This window comes from Desulfobotulus sp., assembly GCF_034006065.1.
Taxonomy (GTDB): Bacteria; Desulfobacterota; Desulfobacteria; order Desulfobacterales; family ASO4-4; genus Desulfobotulus.
In genome coordinates this window covers 28,410-50,890 of the sequence record NZ_JAVETM010000018.1, presented here as the reverse complement: position 1 = coordinate 50,890, position 22,481 = coordinate 28,410, and the positions used below count along the sequence as shown (strand labels likewise).

The window sequence follows — 22,481 nt, the reverse complement described above, 5'->3', positions numbered from 1 at the left end:
GTGAACCGGGTATTTCTTCCCGTCACCGTTGCCAGGGGTTTCACACCCTGCAAAAGGGGCGGGGTCAGGCCCATGGGAAGGGCCGCCCGTATCCGCCAGGGAAGATCCAGATGAAGCCTTCCCCCTTCTATGAGGGCCATGGGCGCATTGAAGAGCCCCACTTCATAAAGTTCCCCCTCCACATAGCCTTCCCCTGTGATCTGGAACTGAAGCTCCCGACCAAGATGGCGCTGATGGCCTTCCAGAAGCCTTCCCGAAGCATCCCGCACCTCCGTGAGTACTTCTCTCCAGGCGGAAGCGTCCCCGCTCACCTGAAGCCTGAGCAGGGCAAAGGGATCTTCAATGTCTGGGGTGGGTCGCAGACCCATGGTATTGAACAGGGGCAGTTTCAGACTGTGGTAGCCCTGCCCCGTCCACTCCAGAAGATCCCCATGGAAATGCACCCTTCTATTTTCCGGCGCACGGATGGCCGTTATTCTGCGGGCGGCAAGGAGCTGGCCTTCCCCTTCCATGTCCACATCATGGAGAAGCCAGCGCTGGCTTCCCTTCTCCAGGGTTTCCACCACAAGAAGATCACCGGATGCGGCGGCATCCTTGAGATTGGGGAAAAAGGCGCTGCCCAGGGACCGGGGCAGGCCATCTTCGGTTTCCGTGAGCCAGAATTCCAGACGGTTGGATTCTAAAACCAGCATGCGCTGATCCGCACAGCGGATTTTTTTGGGATTCACCAGCACATGGGGGCTGGATCCGGTTTCCGTACCCAGAGTTTCGGGATACCGCAGGCCGATGCGGGTGGGATAAAGGAGGTAAAGCCGTCTGCCGTCAAAATCCGCATCCAGGGCCTGGGTTTCAAAACGATGCCAGCCCGCCCCATGGAGACTGCCCTGGAAAAGCGCACCCTCTTCACCAAAGCCAATGAAATTCTCCCCTTGAATCCAGAGTTTTCGGAAACGGTCTCCGCCGGGGTTGACGAGAGTATGCGCCAGCTCCGGTGCATAGGGATTGGCGAGACTGACCACAAGAAGGCTGTCGGGATCTTGAAGATGGGCCAGAAGCCAGCCTTCCCCCATAGCCAGCTGATTGAGAGGGCCTGAAACTTCCAGGCGGGACAAAAAGATGGGGGCTTCGCCGTCGGGTGTGGCATAAAGGGCGATGAAGTAGCGTGTCTCCTGACGGGAAGACTGCACCTCGTGCAGGGCCATGAAATCGCCGGAACGGGCAAAGAGGGCCGTATTCTGCGCCATCCACCTCCGGGCCTCAAAGGCCAGGGAGAGACCTGCCACCTGGATCCGGTCCGAGCCGTCCGGAAGGTTTTCAAGGTGCACATCCAGAGGCCCGATGGCCGCATCAGGAATGCGGAAAATGAGGGTGTCGGCATTCACAAGGCGGGTTTCCACGGGTCTGCCATGGACAAGAACACGGGTATCCAGGCTGAACCCCCTGCCCTTCAGCCCCAGCCATTCTCCGGAACCATAGACAAATTCATGGAGATTGCCGTTCACCTGCCCGGTCTGGCTGTCATAGCGGCCCATGGAAGAGACTTCCGGATCCGTGACATAAAGGAAAAGCCCGGCCCGGAAGGCCTTCAGTTTTCCGTTGATTACCTCGGCACCGGCAAGGCGGTTGGTCTCTGGCGGGCCTTCCAGCCCTGGAAGAATAAAGCAGATTTCTCCGTCGGAAACAGAAAGGATCTTATCTCCGGCCACCTCCATACCCGCAATGCGCACCCGGCTTTCCCCGGTAAAACCCCGGCCCCGGAGTACAGCCTCCACCCCGCCCCGCCAGGAAGCAAGATCCGGCCTGAAGCCGTGAATTTCCGGCTGCACCGCATCCTGCGCCACAAAGCGGAAACGATACTCCCGGCCCAGGGTCCGGCCGGAAAGATCCCGCAGAGCACCGGAAAGGGTGAGAACATAACGCCTGCCATCCTCAAAGGGCCTTGCCGGTCTGAACCCAAGGCGGGTCCCCGTGTTGTTCACCTCGACATCCACCCAGCCCTCAACGGGACTGCCCGCAAGGCTTACGGCAAGAAGATGGTCCTTCATCTCCGCCATCTGGAGCGGGTCCAGAATGCGGTTAAACTGAAGACTGAGGGCAGCATTGCCGGGAATCACCCCGTCGGGAAGGGGGTATTGTTCCACCACGGTGAGGGCCTCCTGCACCAGGGTGTGTACGCTGCCTCCCAGCTGCGATATAGAGGCACCAGGCTCTAAGGGGTTTTCCGCAGGACGGCCCTCCGCATACACATGGGTGGAACCCGCATACAGAGCGCCCCTGCCGATGCCAAAGGTACGCACATCCCCGATGAGACCGTAATAATCCTCCAGAGCGATCTCCCTGCCATAGTCTCCGGAAAGCCAGGATGCGATGTCAAAGACCTGAAGATCCCCTTCTCCACCCGCCACAAAAAGTCTGTGTCCCTGAAGCTGCATACGGCCTGCAAAGACATCCCCGCCCGCCACAAGATAGGCAAGGCGCAGCTCCGCCACAGGCACAAGTCCCTTCAGCCCCAGACCATAACAGACCACCGTTCCCCGGCCGCCGCCGGACACCAGCACCCGGTCGTGGAGCACCAGCAGATCCGCAGGCGAAAGCCCATGGCCGCCCATATCCCTGAGGGGATGCCTTGCCACGATCTTAAAGGCCCCCGAAGCCAGCTCCAGCACCACCAGGGCTCCGGCATCGGGAATCCCCATCCAGAGGCGGTCTCCATCAAAACGTAAGGCTCCGGGTGCGCCTCCAAGATCGGTGGATGAAAGGCGGCCAAGCTCCCGCAGGCCCCTTTCCGCATCCATGCGATAAATGGAAAGCCCTCCGTCTCCTGCCACATAAACCAGCCCGTCCCGGATCTGTACCGAACGCAGATCCGCAGCCATGGGGATTTCCGCAAGGAGCAGGGGATCCGAAGGCAGGGTGATGTCAAAATGAAAAAGCCTTTTACCGCCCACAAGGAAAAGATCCCGGCCTTCAAAGGCAAGATCCCGGAAGCCTTCGGGCGGCAGCTGGGCCTCAAAGTGGAAGGGCTGACTCAGGTCCGCAAGGGTCTTTTCAAGAAGTCTCGGCCGCACGGGATCTGAGATGTCATGGATATAGAGCCTGCCACGGCTTGTGCCGGGACGGCCGAGGCTCCTGCCCTGGCGGTCCCGGGCGGCATAGGAGCCGCCGGTGAGGGAATAGAGCACCTGATCCCTGACCGCCACGGCAGAAACGGGGGTAGCGGCCTCACCCGCTCCGGAAAGCGCGGCGGAGCCTGTGGCCTGACTGGCATAGAAATAGGCACCCTGAAGCACACTTGCCTCATCCGGGAAAAGACGGGTGGTCACGGACACATCCGCAGGCCCGAAACTGCCCGCGGGCACCCGCACGGTGATGCGGTTTGCGCTGTACACCCTGAGATCCCCGGCTTCGGCGGCTCCCACCTTCACCCGCACATGGCTGGAGAAACCCGCACCCAGAAGCTCCAGCACATTGCCGCCCTGGGGCGGCCCCATGGCAGGCTTCACTTCCTGAAGCACCAGCCTGGGCTGGATGACCAGCGCCCCATGGAGCAGGGCCTCGGCCCCGTCCTTCAGCACGCGGAGAGGCAGGGCCGCCGTGGAAAGGGCCAGATGCAGTGCGGGCAGACGGAAGGTGAAAACCTCCTCATCCACGGAAAGAATCTGGCTTTCCGAAATGCGGACATCCCCCACAAAGACTTCAAGGCCTGCGGTGTTCCGGCCAAAACCCCGGCCTTCCACCCGAACCTCTTCCCTGCCGTCTCCGTGGAAGAAGTGCCCGTAGGTCTTGTCCTTATTCACCCGGAACACGGAATGGAGAACAGGACGGAGGCCCTGCTTCAGCGTATATTCCGCAGTGACCGGCTGGCTGAGATTCTTTCCCGCCGTATCCAGAAGATCCCCTTTTATCTCAAGGCGTACCTTTCCTGTATGGGCAGGGGCAGGTGCAAAGTGGATATCCACATAACTGCCGGAAAGGGTGTTGATGCCCTCCAGGGTAAAGGTGTCTTCACCCAGAAGTGCCCCTGTGCTGTCCTTCAGGAAAATGGCCGCTTCCAGACTTTCAGGCCGGGTGTCAATGCGGCGGTTCAGGTGAATCCGGATCTTTTCTCCGCCATGGAGAAGGGCACCAGGCCCAGGATTCAGGGCCGCCACAGCCAGGGAAACGGCGGGCGTGGGCATAAGACCAATACCGCCTGCGGCGAGAAGTCCGCCCTCATCAAGGCAGAGCGCATGATGTCCCCTTGGCATCTCCTGCCAGTACACAGCCCTGTACCCCTCACCGCTTTTTTCATGGATCACATAATCCGAGCCATTGGTGATGACCACGCGACCATAAAGGACGGCAAGGGAAACATCCCTGAAAGACCCCTTCATCTGCCCCCTTTCCAGGGGGAAGGCCTTGAGGACAGGCCCCGTATCCAGGCCGTTCACCTCCACCAGCACCAGACGCCCCTGCTGAGCAAGAAGGACAAAAAGGGTATCTCCCTGCCATTGCAGGGCCAGGGGCTGACCCGCAACCGCCCCCTCGGCCAGGGGGATCACGGCAAGGCCTGCCGGTGGGTCCAGCTCCGGATCCATGAGATCAAAAAAGCGCAGGTAGCCCGTGCCCAGATCATCGGCAACGGCCATGGTCAGCCAGCGGCGGTTGGCGTTCAGGGCAAGATCCGTGGCCCTGTGGCCCGGTACGGGGAAGCGGTTGAGGAGAAGGGGCTCTTTGATGTCGGAGACATCCACCACAAGAAGCCCCTCCTGATCTGCGGCGAGAAAGGCCAGATGATCCCGCACCGCAAGGCCAGTAACAGGAGCCTCCGTGGGCATCTGGGAAAGCCGGACGGGTCTGTCCCAGATGGAAATGTCGTAGATCTCAAGACCGGATTCCATGAGAAAACGATTGGTCGCACTGGGCTTTTTCCCGGACTTCACCCCCACAAACATCTCCCGGTCCCGGATATGAACGGCACCGATGGTCATGGGCGGATAATTGGGCAGGTCCATGGCCCGGCTCTCATCCAGGGTATAGGAGAAGGTTCCTGCGTGCACCAGCTCCCCGCCCATATCGAGATAAACATCATAAAAGAGGGGATCCTCCGTACCCAGGCCGGGAAGCCGGAACTGAAAGGAGGAAAGGGTCTGCACATCATCCTTCAGATCCACAATGGCAAAACCCTCTTCGGAGAAACGGGAACGCAGATCCCCTTCTCCATGGGTTCCCACCGGCCGCATGACAACCTTGGCTCCGGGCAGAATGGCTGGACCATCGGCGCTGACTTTGACGAGGCTTCCCCCTGCGGTACTGCCCGAGTCCGGAGACACCGTAAAACGGGTATCTTCGGATTTTTCCGCCAGCACAATGCCGCCGGGCACGTCCGCAGCAAAATCGAGATCCCTTACCCGAAGATGATGGGCGCCCGGCTGAAGGGGCAGCAGATTCAGGGCGCCGCCCGGAATTTCTAAGGTCGTACTGTCCAGCCAGACCACGGGAACGGGCCAGATGCCCACCAATACCTCAAGATCCGGACTGTTGCGGAAATCTTCCCCGTGGATGCGGATGCTTTTTTCCGAACCCCGGAGCACAAGCCCCCCTTCCACGGAATGCACACGGGGCTGCAGTGCCCCTTCCGGCCCGGCAAGAACCCGGCCCGTAAAGGGCCTCCAGAGTCCTCCCCCCCGCAGATTGCGGGCTTTTTCCACATGGATGCGATAAGAAACGCCGGGGCTGCGGTCAAACAGAAGCCGGAAGGTGTCCGAGACGCCCCCGTCTCCCCCCTCTGCTTCAAGCTGAAAGGGCACGGCCTCCTCTCCGTCTTCCCGCAGCACCCGGATGGCCTCCGCCTCCTTCAGGGACTCAAGGGTCAGCCATTCGTTAAAACGCAACACATAGGGTGCCGCCGCAACCATCCGGCCCCTTTCCGGCACGGAGCTTTCCACCACAAAGGCACCGGGAAGCTCCAGAAGCTTCATTCCTCCGCCTCCGGAAACGGTGATCAGCCTGTCCTTGTACACATCCAGGCCTTCCACCACCTGGGCATTGCCCGCGGAAATCACCTCGGGATGCCAGGGATCGCGGATATCCAAAACGATCACCCCGCCACCGCCCGCAGCCGCAAAAAGAAGGCTGCCGAAGCTGCGCATCCTGTAGCCCGCACCGGTCTTCTGCTGCAAAGGCGGTGCGATGGCAAAGAGACTGCGTTTTTCAGGGTCTTTGCGGTCGAGAATCTCAATACCCGCGTCCGTTCCCGCAAAAAGCACATCCCCGTATACCGCCAGATCATGAAGACTTCCCGCCAGAGGATAGGCCATGCGCAGGGCCCTGTCCTGGAGGTTCAGGGCGGTGAGCAGGTGCTCCCTTTCTCCGGAGTCCACGCCCTCCTCAATGGGCGGAGGACCAAAGGGTTTTCCGGTATAAGTTCTCCGGGAAATAATATAGGGAGGTTCCTCTTCTTTGGGCTTCCATTTATTCTGCCAAAGCAGACCACCCGCAAAAAGCCAGCCCCCATCTTCTCCCACAAAACGGGATCCTTGTATGGTCTGCCCCCAGGCATCGGTCAGGGAACCGAGAACGACAGGATCTTTTGCATAATGATAGGAGAGGGTTTCCACAAGCCCCGGATCTTTGCAGGGTTCCTCCGACCGGCAGACGCCATGCCCCGTCTGACCAGCAAAAAGGCTGGGACCGAGCTTCACGACGGATCCCACCCGTTTTCCCGCATTCCGATCCAGCACCTGGGAAATCTTCTGCAGGCCGTTGGCTTCATCCAGATTCAGGGCTTTGACGCCGCCGGATCCCGAGGCCACATAAAGGCGTTTGCGTTTCACTCCTTCTTCCAGAACCTCATCGGAATAAAGACGGATGGAATCATAGCCGAAGGCAGGAAGATCCTGGCCCAGATCCCGAAGACGTTTTTCCTCATCAGGCCGCAAGCCTTCCAGAGCCCCCTGAAAGGCCAGAGCATGGTATTTCGCCGCCTGTTCAAGGATTTTTCTGCCCTCCGGTCCGCTGGGCAGGGTACCCACCATTCCCGTAAGCAGGGGGGCCTCCGAATTCTGCACGTCAAAGCCTGCGGCAGCCACGGTTTCCACAAAGCGGAAACCCGCAAAGGGGTGCAGGGTATAGCCTTCTCCAAGATGTCCCCCGTTGGTGAAGGCCAGACCTGTACCTGCATCCACCCATACATCCGAGGGAGAAAAGGACACGCTGTGGCTTGAAAGCTGTTTCATGCCATAGCCAAAACCCACCTCTTCGGAAAGCCGGGCTTCATGACCATAGCGGTCCTTGCCCGTCACCCGGTGTCTGCCCACGGTGCCGGGCCTTGTTACCACCTCCATCCTGTCCCAGGAAAGAACCCTTAAGGAAGCGACGGGCGTGTTGCCGATGACCACCTCCACGCCGTCCATCACCGTATTGCCCGGTTCAAAACCGTCTCCGTAGAGGGTCAGGGTACTCCCCCCCTCCACAGGACCCCAGGAGGGAAGAATCCGGTCAAAGCGCACCACTGCGTCCACCTGCAAAGCTCCCAAGAGGGCAGCACTTTCCCAGATCCCGGCCTTGTTCACTTCCACCACCAGATCATAGGTACCGGCCCGGCTCAGGGCAGGCAGTTCAGCCCGGATGATGGCAGCCCTCTCCTCCGCGTCATTGGTTTCAATGGCCTGTATCCGAAGCCCATGACCGCCCACAAAGAGACGCACCCTTTCGGGATCTGCGGGAATGCCCAGACCGGATACGGTAATGAGGGCGGATTTTCCGACGGGGACCCGCCTTGGAAGCAGGGTATCGAGGCTCAGGGCATCCGGCCGCGCCCCACGGTAGATGAAGGTGAAGTGCTGATCCTGCTCCAGCCTGTAAAGGGTCAGACGGGACGAATGGATGGGCTTGATGTAGGCCACCCCCGCCTCCACCCGCAGATGCGCCCTGTCTCCCAGCTCCAGACCATGGTCGGGGTCTAAGGTAAGAATCACGTCATTGGACTGAATTTCCGTAGAGCAGGGAATTTTTCTGCCGCTTTCATCCTTCAGATGAAAGCGGAAAAGGTTGCCGGATTCCTCGGGCAGCACAGAAATGTCTTTATTAAAGCGCACCCGGATGCGCACAGGCCCGTCCGCCCCTTTATCCAGAATGCCCCGGTAGGGAAGCACATCCACCACCTTGAGCACCACATCCTTTCCCACCTGAACAAGGCCACTGCCCCCGCCGATGGCACCATAGCGCCCGGCAATGACATTCTCCATGGGAATGTCCGGATGGTTTTCCAGGCCCTCCCGGATCTGGGGACGATCCGGCCGGGTCACATCCACGGTAAGAATCCCCCTTTCACCCAGGGCAAGATAAAGGGTGTTGCCCAGTACATCGAGATCCCGCACAGAACCAAAGGCCGTGATGCGGGAAAGGATTTTCGGCTTTGAGGGATCTGCAATGTCCACAATCACCGCACCGCCATCCCCTGCGGCGAGATAGGCCCGATTTCCCTCTATGCGCACCCGGCTGGCAGGTACGGGCAGGGAACCGAGAATCCGGCCTCCGGAAAGAGGATCCGTCTCCACAATATAAAACCCGCCGGTAAAAGGATCCTCCGGGGCTTCCAGGCGGTTTTCCGCCACATTGAATTTGCCCGCCACCACGGCATAGCGGTCTTTGGCTCCGGGTTCCGGCCCAAGCCTTGCCACATCTAAGGCGGATCTGTTGTCGGGCAGGGCAAAGGTGCGGGAAAGGTAGGCCTTGGTCTGGATATGAATATCCACCCAGCCGATGCCCCGCTCTCCCATGGCCAGCACAGCCCGCTGCTGGCCTGCTTCAATGCCCCTTGCCAGATCGGAAAAGAGGGGAAGCCGGGTGACAAGGGTCACCCTCTTCATGTCCATGGGGTCATAGGCTAAAACGAAAAAGGCGGCGGATCCGGGCTCTCCGGGTTTTACCCCCGTGACCAGCACCCGCTGCATCCCCCGCTCAAAATAGGGGGCCACGCCCATGGCTGTATAACCGTCCGGAAGGGTGAAACTGCTGACAATGCGGTCATCCTGCTTATTGCCATCCCGGTCCACAAGACCCCGCAGAAGGTCCAAAGACAGGGGCGCACCGTCCTTCCCTTTCAAAAATGCGGGATCAATGTTGTAAACCTGCACACTGCCCCCTGTCGCGGTGACCAGATAGGTCCCCGTGGCATCCAGGGCCATGTGACGGATACGGCTGCCTCCGGGAATCCGCGATTGCACCGGCTCCAGATAGGTGAAGGCCTTTTCCAGAACAGCAGACTGCCCCGTATCCAGACGCACTTCCACATCCACCGTACCGATGCGGTTGGCCGGAGTTTCCACCAGCACCCGCTCCGGATCCAGCACCCGAATCCTGTCTTCGGCCACGGGAATACCGCCAAAGAAAACCTCTACCCGGTTCAATCCGGGCCGGAAGCCCTGCCCCGTCAGAACCACCTCCGTAGCACCGCCCAGGGAACCCCAGGCCGGAGAGAGTCTTTTCAGGATCAGGGGCTCCACGTAGAGAAGGGCGCCTATCCTTTCATGGAAAGCTCCATTCCCATTTTCCACCCGCAGCAGGGCCGGTCCCGCAAGATTGGCAGGGGCTTCCAGCCTGAAGGCCCGGACATGCCCCTCTTCCTCTGTGCTTTCAAGAATCCGGGCTTCCCTGTCCGCGATGGTAAAGGTGGGAGCATGGGCATTTTTTACCCGGACCACCACTTCACCCCCACCGGTTTCCAGCACCGAGGGTGTCACCCCTGTAATTTCAGGAGCGCCGAGATGATCCCTGCCCGTTTGAAAACGGATCTCATAATTGAAAAGTCCCCGCGTACGCCGACTGGCGACCGCCTCCTTCAGTTCCAGACGGAAAGATGCGCCCGGGGCAAGGGAGTTTTGGGGCTGCACAAGAAAAATGGCGGGATTGGAAGGATCCCGGTTCAGGGTGAAGGGAAGTGAAATCCCCTTTTCGCTGCCGTCCTCCCGGAAGAGACGGATATAAGGGCCATAGCTTGCCCCCGTATCCAGACCTTCTTCCACAGGAGGGGGACGGTTGAAGTGCAGACGGATACCCGTATCCAGGGCAATACCCGAAGCTCCGTTTGCAGGAAGGGACTCTTTGAGATCCAGCACCAGGGTATCCACAAGACGCAGACGGGAAGCTGTGGCCACGGCCAGCATGCCGTCTGCGGCAAGATCTGCGGCCATCACAGCCTCCCCTTCCCCATAGTGCACCGCATCGAGAAGAAGGGGCAGCTCCGGACTCTGGACATCATAGAGGGAAAGGTAGTGACGATTCCCTGGAGAACGTTCACTCCATTCATCCGATGCGCTGAAGACCAGACTGGTGCCCGCCCCCACTTTTTTCACAGTCCCGGAAAGAAAAGTCCCCCGGCTGTCGTAATGCCCCAGGGTCCGTACATGGGAAGGTCTTGTGGTATCCATCAGGGAAAGATCAAAATTCGCGCTGCCATGCTCCGCAAGGAGTCTGCTCTTCCTGATACCTGCGGCATGCCTTTTGGCGGAAAAAGCCCCCACCTGGGGCAACCCTGGGCTGCGCAGGGAAAAGACCAGTCTGCGGCCTCCATGCACATGAAGATGATCTCCCACGATCTGCAGGCCATGGGGTTTCAAGGCCACCTCCATGCCTTGCACACGGGCCGTTTTCATCACCCGGATCAGTGCGGGTTTCATGGGGTCCGCCACATGGATCACGGCAAGGCCATCCACAGCGTTACCGGCAAAAAGAAGATCTCCCGCCAGGGCCAGGGTGGTGGGGGCCTTGGTAAAGGGCAGGGGCAGGGCATAGCGCCAGTCCCTGTAGTCTCCTTCGGGCGGCAGTTCTCCTCCGTCTTCTCCGGGAAGTTTCAGGATGCGGTCATAAACGAGGATCACCCGCTGGTTGGCAAAGGGGGTTTTAATGTGGGGAAAATGCAGGGCCTCGGCCGCCACATACAGCTGCTTTTCCGAAAGAATAAGGGTTTCGGGCCGAAGATCCGCAGGCAGGTCATAATAACCCAGGCGGAACATGGGCGCAGCATCCTGGACGCGGCCTTGGGGATAACGGATCAGGGAGAGCCAGCTCCTTGCCACCTGATCCATGTCCTTCACATCAAAAACCCTTCCGGGGGAAAGCCCCTCTGTCCCGCGGCCCATGACATAGACAAGCCCCAGATCCGCATCCGTCACAAGATCCTGAATGCGACCCGGCGGCATCTTCAGGGGATCGGGCACCTTAAGGACTTCCTTTGCCGTTTCTAAGGTACGGTTAACGGCCAGACGACCATAGAACAGGGCCTGGGGTGCGTAGGCCCTGCGACCCTGCCCGTCCCGCAACTCAATGTCCACAAATCCCCGGTACTGCCCCTCCTCTATCCTCGGAACAAGCCAGTCCATCCTTTCAGCGCTGTAGAGGGAGAGGGCATCCCCGTCCACCGTGTTTTTCGCCAGAGGCAGGGTGTCTCCGGGCCTGTACACCCGAAGCTCCAGACCATCATGGAAACCATAGCCCGTAAGGGTCACCCGGTCCCGTTCACCGGTCTGGGCCACCCGCACCACCGCAGGATGGACAAAACCGATCTGCAACATATCCACATAGGTGAAGATACCGATGGCCATATGCTCCCGGCCGTTCTCATGCACAAGCCTTAAGGATGCCGGGCCTGCATAGTGGGGAGCGGTGATGGCCCGCACGCGGTCAAGGCCGTCCGGAGCCCCGGAACCCTCCAGCACCTCCTGGATGACCAGGCGCTGACCGCCAAGATAGAGGACGGGATTCCTGCCGAAATCATAGCCGGATACGGTGATTTCCGTTCCACCCTGGATGGACCCCTTGTCCGGAGACAAATGAACGATGCGGGGTTTTGCCCCATCCGCGCTGCGGCTTGTGAAAAAACGGAAGGTGTAGTCCCGGCCCAGGGGACCGCCCACTGCGGCAGGCATTCCCTTTTGCAGGGTAACGAGGTAGGCCGTGTTGACTGAAAGCGTTGTTCCTTCCCTGGGCAGGATGCGCAGCCGTCGCCTCGACTCCATGCCCTCACCTTCGGCAAAGGCAAAGGTAAAGTGCTCCGTCACTTCCTCGCCCATGCGGGCGTCCATCATCTGGATACGTACATGCTCCCTGAAATTCAGATCTTCGGGTAGGGATCTGGAAAACTCCACACCGATGAAGGCCAGGTCCGTATCCACATCCCTGGCCTCGGATGCGGGGGAGTGGCCTGAAACGGAAAGTCCCGGCAGCTCCAGGGCGCAAAGCCCCTGCCTGCCGCCTGCCACATGCACCTTACCCCAGGCCAGTGCCATACCCCGGGCCGCAAAATCCCGCTCTGTGGCCCTTTCATGGATCAGGGCAGGAATGGTGGAATCTTCAAAGTCCGGAGCCCCGAGATCCACCACCTCCACCAGGGTCTGGGATGGCCTGTCCTCCTGATCCGAATAGAGAACCGTGACGTAAGCCCTGCCTCCGGCCACCAGCACATCATAGGCGCCGTCCGCCACAAAATCCGGCCGTGCGGGCAGAAGATCCACGGTGCGTTTCATTTCAGGACGGTAGGGATCGCTCAGGTCAATGATGTTGAGGCGGGACACCCTGCCGTCCCCGGCCATGTCCGCCACATACACGGTGCGGCCTTCCACAAAAAGCCGGTTGGCCACCCCATGGGTATCGATGTGGGAGATAATGGCAAGGGAGGGGCTCTGGAGATCCGCCACCACCAGACCCTGATGAGAGGCCGCGATGAGGGCGTAATGATCCATCACCGCCACATCCCGGGCATAGCCGTCGGGCTTGATATAGCCCACGTGGTAAGGGGCGGAGAGGTTACTGATGTCCACCACCTGCACCCCGCCATGGCCATTGGCCACCAGGGCCAGATCGTCGATGCGGGCGAGGCCGTGCACTTCCTTGTAGGGCATGTCCAGGCGGCCGGTGAGCAGATAGGGCAAGCCAAAATGTCCGTCCGCATTGCGGACATTGTAGACCAGAAGCTCGCCTTCCCCGTGCCCGTCATGGGCCTTCCCCGTTTCGGGGTTCTTGGCGATGGTAGCCCGGAGGGCATTCACAAAGGAACTTTCCGGCGTCTTTTCAGAAGGGGCAAAGGAAACACCGGTCTTGGAAGCAAGAACAAAGGCGCTGTCCGCATGTACTTCCGTGATGGTGCCGGTGAAGATCTCCGAAGCACCGGAAAGCAGCTCGGAGTGCAGGTACAGGGCTCCGTCCCCCCCGGGGTTTCCGCCCACATCATCGGCCAGGAAGAGGCCTGTGCGGGGCAGGGTCTCGTAGGAGTAAACCGGATACAGGGCATTGCCTAACCCCGGTTCCAGACGCATGGGATCCCAGGTACTCCAGGCTGCGATGAGTCCCCCCGTACGGTTTTCCGTCTGAAACTGCCCCAGGGCCGTATAGTGGACGGATCGTGCAAGACTCCGGTGGGAGGCTTCCGGCAGGGCGGGCAGGAAAAAGCGCTGCTCTGAAAGGCCAAGCCCCACCTCATGACGGGTCTCGGAAAGAACAGGACCATGGGGCGGAGCTTCCACCCGGACCTGCACCACCAAACGCTCATCGGGCAGCCCCTCCCGGATCAGAAGATCCCCGCTGCCCACAAAATCCTTCCAGTAGATGTAGCGGTGATGGTCGGGATTGCTGACGGGTGTCGGATCTCCCGCCTCTCTCTCGTCATTGCGGAAAAGCTCCTGATCTCCACTGGCCGCAGCCTCAACCCAGAGTCCTTCCCTGCGATATTCCCGCACAAGACGGGCAAAAACCCGCCTCTCATCCTCATACCCGATGTCCTCCACAAGGGCTGTGATGCGCAGAGGTTTTGCCGCTGTGAGAATGGCCCCTTCCGCAGGCCAGAGGACGGAAAGACGGGGTTTCACCGTATCCGGGATCTGGCCCACCCGCACGGTCTGGGAGCGGCCCATCTGACCCAGCACATCATAGGCCTCGGCGTGGAGATAAAATCCATCCACACCTCTGGGGGGCTGGATCACAGCTCTGTATTCATTGTTCATGGCATAGCTGCCGGATACATCCGTGACATTGTTCCAGGCCGTGTGCACAGGGATATCGTTCACATAAAATATCACCCGGTCGATGCCCTCCCAGCCAAGGTCATCTTCCGTCTTCACCCGGATTTCCAGGGCTTCGCCCTCTATCACCACACTGCGTTCCAGAGGATGGACAATGACCGCCGTGGGCGGAAGATCCGGAAGAATCTCCAGGGTGCGCACCAAAGGCTCCACGGAATGAATACCGTCCACATCCACGGCATGGGCCCGGAACCGCAGCTGATCCCCCGCATGGCCTGCGGGAACCTTCATGTGAAAGAGGAAGGGAGCGGCATGGTCTTCTCCCACTTCCGTGAAGAAATCTAAGGCTTCCCCTGTACCCAGGGCCTGCTCCAGCCTTACCTTGTCCACACCGAATTCGTCCGCATCATGGCCTGCCTCAAGGGCCACGATGATCTTCCGCCCTTCCGTAAGACCCCTGGGCATCTCTCCAAGGCTGTATCCCCTGGCATCCAGAAACTTCATCACATGCAATTTCGGTGGCAGATTCCGCCGAAGATTCACGGGAAGGGAAAGGGTGGACACATTGCCCGCCCCATCGCGTGCCGTAAAACGTAAGCTCATGGCAAGGCTTTCCGGAAGATTGTCCTCCCGGCCCAGATAATCGGCAATGCCCTTCAGGGTAAGGCTTGCGGCATAGGGAGGGGTGAGCATGAGACGCTGAGCCACCACCCTTTCCATTCCGCCATCCTGTAAAATCAGATCCGCCTGAACCAGACTCACCCGCACATTGTCTTTCACATCCAGCTCAAAGGGCAGGGTACGGAACTCCACCGCATCGGCGACGGCATTTTCAGGCCGACGAATGAGAATTTCCGGTGCGATGACATCCCGCTTCACATGGACACGTACGGGATGCAGGGTTGACACCGTTCTTGCAATACCTCCGTAACGGATTTCCCTGGCCTGGGCAGAAAGAATCAAATCCGTGCCAGCCTGGCCGTAAGGAATTTCCACCAGAAACTCAAAGGGATACTGGGTATCCGTAAAGACCCGGTTTCCGGTTTTAAGCCCATCCACCTCGAGCATCACACAATCAATGCCCACATCATCGGTGGCATTCACCTGCACCAGCAGGAACTCTCCCTCCATGCGCTCCGTGCCATCTTCAGGAACCCCAATGGCCACCACGGGCGGTTCGTCCTCCACGATCTCAAGGAAAATCTCCTCTTCAGCCCTATGGCGGTCCAGATCCCCATGCTTCACACCATAACCGTCAATGGCCTCCACATGGATACGTATCCGGTTATCGCCACCCGGAACAAAGGCCGGAGCCATCACCTGGAACTGAAAGGGCGGCTGGTCATGGCGAATGGAGGCAATCTCCACGGCATCAGTCCCCAGGCCGTGGAAGGCCTTCAGACGCACATGGTGAATGCCCACATCGTCAAAGGCATGGACATTCACAGCAATGGGTGCTCCTTCCACCACCTTCGCCCCGTCTTCGGGGGAAAGGATATCCACCACGGGCCTTTCGTCCACCAGCACCCGCCAGGCAAGCTCCCTTTGGTTATCATTGCCGCTGGCATCCCAGGCCACCACCCGGGTCCAGACGTCAAAAATGGTGCTTTCATCCACAACAAGTCCGGGAAAATGGGAGGCCAGCTCCGCCAGCAGAGGAACATGGAAAAGACGCTCATAGCGGGGGGTATCCACATTGCTGGTGCTCATGGGAATGTGGTCTTTGGCGGGAATGTGATCAATGGTGAAAAGGGCGTTGCCGTAATCCGTTTTCCGGTAAGTCCCGCCTCCGCTGCGCACCCCATAGCTGCGATATACCGCAATACGCTCCACCTTGACATTGTCGTAGGCCCGGAAGCTTAATTTGAAATCCGTACCCTCCACGGGTGCGTACCCCGGTTCCGGTGCCTCCACCACCACCTCGGGCCGAATGGTATCCGCGGCTGCCTGCCAGATCACCTCATGTCGGCCAACGGCCTTTTCCGCATCCGTAATCACCGCGGTCATCCGCACCGGTTCATTTTCACGGATCAGCCCCGAAGGCACTTCCATCTCACAGAGATAAAAACGGGCATGGGGACTGTCCGGCCTGCCGTATTCCCTGGCCATTTCTTCGGTATAGGCGCTGGCGATGGCCGCACGTATCCCGTAAAAGGCCTGGTCCACCACCGCAGGACCACCCACGGCGGCATCCTTGGACGTCACTGCCCTCAAAGAACCGGAAAGCAGGGTATTGTTGACATAAAGACGGATGGCATTGGCGGAGATTTCCCTGTCATCCGTGGCCACCACACCCACCAGAATGCGGAAGGTGCCTGCGGCAATCATCTGATCCGGAGCAGGGGCTGTGATACGCACCTCGGGCGCCATGTTGGTCAGAGGATGCACAATAAAGGTACGGAGCGCCCTTTCTCCATGCAGGTCCTCCACCACAAGCTCGTATTCCGTGGGCACATTGCGGTTGAAAAGGATTTCTTCGGACAGTTTTTCCTTTCTGGAATGGGCCTTGGGGCAGGGTACATCCAGGTGTTTTTCATAAATCAGAGCACGGCTGCCATCGGCTTCTTTCATGTAAAGGGTGGTACGCTTCAGCCCCACATCATCCATGATCTCCCAGCCAAGCCCGAAGGTCTCGTTGCGGCGGACCCAGAACTCCCCATAATTCAAGCGGTCTTCTTCCGTATACACCTTGCGGAAACTGCCATTTACCTTATAGGTGGCAAAGCGGGTCATGCGGATTTCCGGTGGGGCATTGGGCTGGATGGGAAGCAGCAGTGCGGCTTCATCACTGCGGCCCCGCGTGTCCATGGCGCGGACGCGCAAGCCCACCTCACCGCCCACAAGATCCATGGGCAGATCATAGATGAAGGTATAGGTATCTTTACCAAAATAACCGCCGCTCTCCCGTACCCGCTGATCGCCCTCGTCAAAAAGCAGCAGACGGTCCAGAAGGCCTTCGCTGTGGCTGGCCTTCACCTGGACTTCAAGGCGCTCTCCGGGAATCACCCGGCTGCCCGGAGCAGGCTTGACAATGCGGACTTCAGGTCTCGCCTCCCCTGCCACCACATTCCAGGTGGCAAGGGGAGAAAGGGGAACCGGATCCGCAATGGCATGGACAGGATCCACCACATGGCCAAACACGGAAAGGGTTCCGTATCCCACCCCGTCGGGAAGAAAGCCAAGGCTGCCCCTGCGCAAATCCTTTCCCGTCATGTGTCCAAGGCTTCCCGCAGAAACAAGGGCCTCTCCATCCCCATCCGCCAGCAGAACGGAAATCACAGGATGTCCATCACCAATATTCTGCCTGCCCCGTTCCGCAGCATAGGAGGAGATTCCTGCAAGGGAGTGGGTATCTATGCGGATTTCCCGGATAAAAAAATCAAGAACACGGCCCGATGCATCCCTGACTTCCGGCCGGATAACAAGGGCTGTAAAACCGGAATCAGAGACAAGGGCTCCAAGATCCACCCCATCAGCCCCTTCCACCCAGCTTTCTTCAGTGGCAAGCCCGCACTCCAGACCGCGGCGGTAACGCAGGCCATAACGCACCGTATGGCCCTGGGGAAGCTCCAGACGCAAAATTCTGGCTGCACCTGTGCTCATGGGTTTTGGATACACCGTGAGTCCCTCCTCTCCCGTTTCAAGGTAGGGACGGCCAAAAACAACAAGTTTCGAATTGAGCCCCTCCGCCTCGGGATAGGTCATCCGCATGCGGGGAAGTAAGGCGTCCCCTTGCCTCTGGTGAATACCGGAAAACTTTCTTTCCAGAAGATTGCGGAAGGTGGTGTTCAGGCTGAAAAATGCAGGAGGTCGGGGATAAAAGGCGTCTTCCACCCGCAAGGTGTAGAAGAAAAGCCCGCCTTCCAGGGCCGTAGAGACCGGTGCAGGATGTTCTAAGGAAAGCTTTGCTACAGGATCAGCCAGAAGCTGCACCCGTTTTTCCGTCCGGGCCCCATTGCCTGCGGCGTCACGGGCTTCCACAAGGATGAGGGTGCTGCTGTTCTCAGGATTTTCCGGATCCAGATGAGAAAGGTCCAGAGGGATGTTATTGAAGGTAGCGAGGGTGCCGGAAAGAGGGCCTTCTTTCAACACCACCGTCCCGGAGAGATCCATGCGGGACAATTTCCAGGATGCCAGGGCAATGTCATCCTGAATCACAAGGGAAATGGAAGGGTTTTCCCCCACATACACCTTTTCCGAAGGAGAAACCATGCGGATAATCGGTGCAGCCTCATCCCCAAGCACAAGAAGATCCAGCGTCGGGGAAAGGGCTGTGTTCACCCCCTTGTCCGTGGCCCGGATGCGGAAACCCAGGGTCTTCCCCGCCTCGGAAAGCAGATCCGCAGGCAGGGTCACAGTACCTTCAAAATCCGCATAAAAACGGGTACCCACCAGAAGGGCACCAAAGGAATTGGGATTGGGCACCTCGATGCGCTCCACCCTGTCCTTGCGGGAAGAACGCCAGGCCAGAGGCTGAATCGAGCCATCGGCCAGAATCAGCTCCGGAAAAATCCCCTCCACATACTGATTGTCCCCCACCCTGCCCTTTACCCTGAAACCCGCTCCGGGAGCCACAGCAAAAGGCCCTTCGGGCAGTATCAGCTCCACTACGGGGGCTTCCAGATCGTCCAGAATTTCAAGGCCCACCTCGGCCCTTCCCTGCTGGCCTGCGCTGTCCGTTGCCAGCACCTCCACGGTTACGGCACCTCCCTCCCCTTCGGGACGGGTCGGTACACGGGTGCCCCAGATCAGATAGGCTCCGGCATCCATGGCCTTTTTCACTTCTGCTGCATTGAAGGTTTTTTCAGCTAAAATCCCATCCCCTTTGCGGATACGAAAAAGGGCGGATTGCACGGACCGGTCATCGCTCATGATGGCGGAAACCGCAAGGGCTTCCCCCTCCACCATGCGGGAACCCGAAACAGGCACATGGATGGAAACCACGGGCGGAAGATCCTGAATCAGAGGGTAGGGCCAGTGGGAGATGCTCTCATTGTCGAAAACGTCTCTGGCCTTCAGGGTAAAGGTGACGGTATCGCCGGATAAAGGAAGGGAGACAGGATGGAGGTTGCCGGACTGAGCCATCCCTTCCAGGGGAATTTCTTTCAATACCTCCCCGTTCATCAGCAGGGTCAGGCTCTTCAGGGGAGAGGCATCCACCACCTTCCAGGAGAGGGTGACCGCACTTCCCGCAAAAAGCGGAATTTCCGGTACAGGAGCCATCAGACCGACACGGGGACCTTCCTGGTCCGCTGCGATACGGATCTCCGCCGCTGTGAAGGGAAGCTCTTGCACGGACATCTGGCCCCTGGCGTCCAAGGCCGTGGCAACGGCACGCAAGAGGCCTTCCGCGTTGGGAAGATTCAGAGAAGCCAGATCCAGCTCAAAATGGGCCTGATGGCTTTCATGGGGAGGCAACACTTCCTGGTGCTGCACAAGAACCGGGGTGGCGGAAGCCCCCACAAACCAGGCCAGCTCCTGCCTCACCACGCCGAGATCATCCTTTGCCGCCACATCCACCGCCACCCGATCCCTGGCATGCACCACACCATGCACAGGTCGTACAAAAAGTACCTCAGGCGGTCTGTCCTTGATCGCCCGAATCCGCACCTGGAGCTCGGAAAAATTCCCCGCCGCATCTTCTGCCCTGACACTTACGGGATAGTCCCGCACCCCTTCGGCACCGGTTCCCATGGGAATACGAATCCGCTTCAAAGCAGAAAAGGCATTCAGGGCTCCTGGAATCTGCTGGGGCGCAAAATCAGCTCCGGTGAGGATGTCGGTCTTCTCCCCGGTCAGCACATGACCTGAAGCATCGGCCTTCACGCCGGTGAGCAGAAGACGGGTAACCCCCACATTGTCATAGCCCGTCACCTTGAGTACCACGGTACTCGCTTCTATCACTTCTGCAATGTCGGCACCTGCCTCCGTATGCCGGATTTCAGGGGAAGCCAGATTCAGTACGGGAGGCGCCTCATCCCGACCGAGGGTAATCCGTACAGGAAGACTCTTTGCCACCTGTCCGCTGCTGTCCGTAGCCACGGCATGAAGAGAAAGGATACGTTCTCTGGTTCTGTCTTCAACCGTATTGAAGGAAACGGAGTAAGGAGCAGTTGAATCAGATCCGATAAGACGCTCATCCACATAAAAATCCACCCTGGCGACCCCCACATCATCCGTGGCCTGGGCGCGGATCTCAAAGGGAAGTCCGGATACAAAATGGGCTCCTTCCGTGGGATAGGCGATGACCACCTGGGGCGGGGTGTCGGGAAGGACCCGGAAATCCAGGGCTTCGCTCCTTCCCACCACACCGTGGAAATCCGTTGCCTCTCCGTGCAGACGGATACGGTCCCCGAGTTTTTCCGCAGACACCTCAAAGGAAAAGACCTCCTCGACAGTACCCGTTGCAAGACCTGTGTGCCACTGCTGACTTTTATTCTGATGGAGACGGCTTGCCACCTGAACCTTGTCTGCAAAAAGACGGATTTCCGTACCCGCTGCAAGGGTGTCGTCCTCAACAAAAAGACGTACCCCAACCTTCTGTCCTGGACTGAAGGCAGCTCCGGGCAAGGGAGAAACCAGCCTCACTTTAGGGGATCGGTTCCGGAGAATGCGAAAAGTTTCCGAAGCCGTATTCCGTACCCCGCCCTTTCTGCCATGGACCTCCCCATAAACGGCAAGGGTGGTCTCATCCACGGAAATGGAAGGCAGAAGGCCTTCCACACGCCAGATCAGATAGCTGTCCTCTCCCCTTTTTTCGATAAGAGGGAAAAAAGCCTCCCCCACCCTTCTACCATCCAGATGAAAGACCACATGGGAAACATCGTCTCCCATGTCTTCCCCGTCCTTCTGCTTTCGACCCGCTTCAAAACGCACAGGGGCCATCTCTATGGCCCGCTGCAGGGGCGTTGGACTCAGGATTTTCAGCTCCGGCACCTTGTCCGTGTTGGCTGCAATAATCCGCACCTCGGAAACGGGAGTTCGGCTTTCCTGAGCCGCCGTATCCGCAGCAAGGGCCTCAAATCGGAAAACCCGACCCAGCATATCCGCATCCGTTGCAAGACGAATGCGGTAGGGAGGATTGTCCCGAGAACCGATACGCATGCCATCCATGTAAAAATCCACCCGCCGTATGCCCACATCGTCCCTGGCCTCGGCCATGAGTTCGATGTCCCTGCCCTGGACAATGCTTGCCGGAAGAAGCATGGAAACCTCAGGGAGGGCATCCATAGCCGCAACGGAGACTCTGGTTTCAAGTCCCTGACACCGGATGGTGAGAAAATGCGGAGACTGCTCCGGAACGCGGGCCAGGGCTCTGAGACCAAGGGCTGGATGCAGGTCAAGGATCCCTCCGGCATCCTCCGCCAGGTTGTAGGTCACGGGAAACTGGGCATCAATGATTGCCGTTCCGCCATCACTGAAAACGCCCTCCAGTCTGGGAAAGGAAAAACGAGTGTTGAGCTTCGGCAGGGTCCACAGGCTTACAGGTTCGCCCGAATCCTCCACCATGCGGATGGCGGAAAGATGCCTGTCCGGCGCAACACTTACGGGCACCTCCACAGATGCAAGGCCCGGATAGGAGACCGTGATGTGCACCTCCTCATCCTGGGTGGCCGCCAGAGGATAGACCCCCCCACCCGAAGTGACCCCCACAAGATCCGGTCGGGAGGAGGAATACAGAACTCCCGAACCCGCACCAGGAAGGGGGGTTCGCCCCCGAAACTGATAATGCACAGAAGGAAGAAGAACAGAGGTTTCAAGGAGGCTTGTGAATACGATACGTTCCGGATTCACCCGCAGATCCTCAGCAGCCTCCACCACATCCTTACCCGTGAAGGCCACTCTGGAAAGAGAAGCCTGGTTACCCGAGGCATCCGTGGCAGAAAGGGTCATGAGCACAAGACCATCCTGGGCAATGGCCTCAGCGCTCATTCTGTTTTTTAAGGGAATCCTGAACACAAAAAGACTCTGATCATCCCAGTCCGGGAAAACCCGCAAACTGCCGTCCGTATCCGCAAAGGCCGTTTTCCGGGCTTCGGCCACCAGGCCTCCGGAAGCCCGAAGATCCGAGGCCCGGAGACCAACCACATCCGCAGACACCGACGTGATGTCTGTGTCATCTTCGGCTTCCACCCAGACGGCAAGAAAGGGCTCACCCGCCCTTTCCTCGAAACCAAGCTCCTTGAAACGCAGGGTGGGCAGATGTCTTTCGTGGCGAAAAAATTCGGTATGGGTAAAGGCCTGCCCCGTACGGGTCTCGCCCCGCGCTTCCACCTGAAGAGTGCCTGAAAAGGGAAGATCAAAACGGAATTCGCAGCCTTGTTGCAGATCATTTCTGCGAATCGCGGAATCCATTCCCCGGGTCTCGTGAAAACCATCGGCTGTCAGGGCAAGGGATGCCAGATCCGAACAGTCTGTTATTCGTACAAAAAATGGAAAAACCCCTCCCCCTCTGGACGAAAGCTCCACGGCACGGATATCCAT

At 59.0% G+C, this 22,481-nt stretch carries 1 protein-coding gene (only partly in view); it reads right to left on the bottom strand.

Annotation, left to right across the window (positions count from 1 at the left end; all coding sequences use genetic code 11):
* Nucleotides 1–22,481: the 5' portion of an Ig-like domain-containing protein gene (locus tag RBR60_RS08645; protein ID WP_320355763.1), read on the bottom strand. 15,226 nt of this gene lie to the left of the window's left edge; 22,481 of the gene's 37,707 nt are visible here — the first part of the coding sequence; the start codon lies at nucleotides 22,479–22,481; the stop codon falls past the left edge of the window.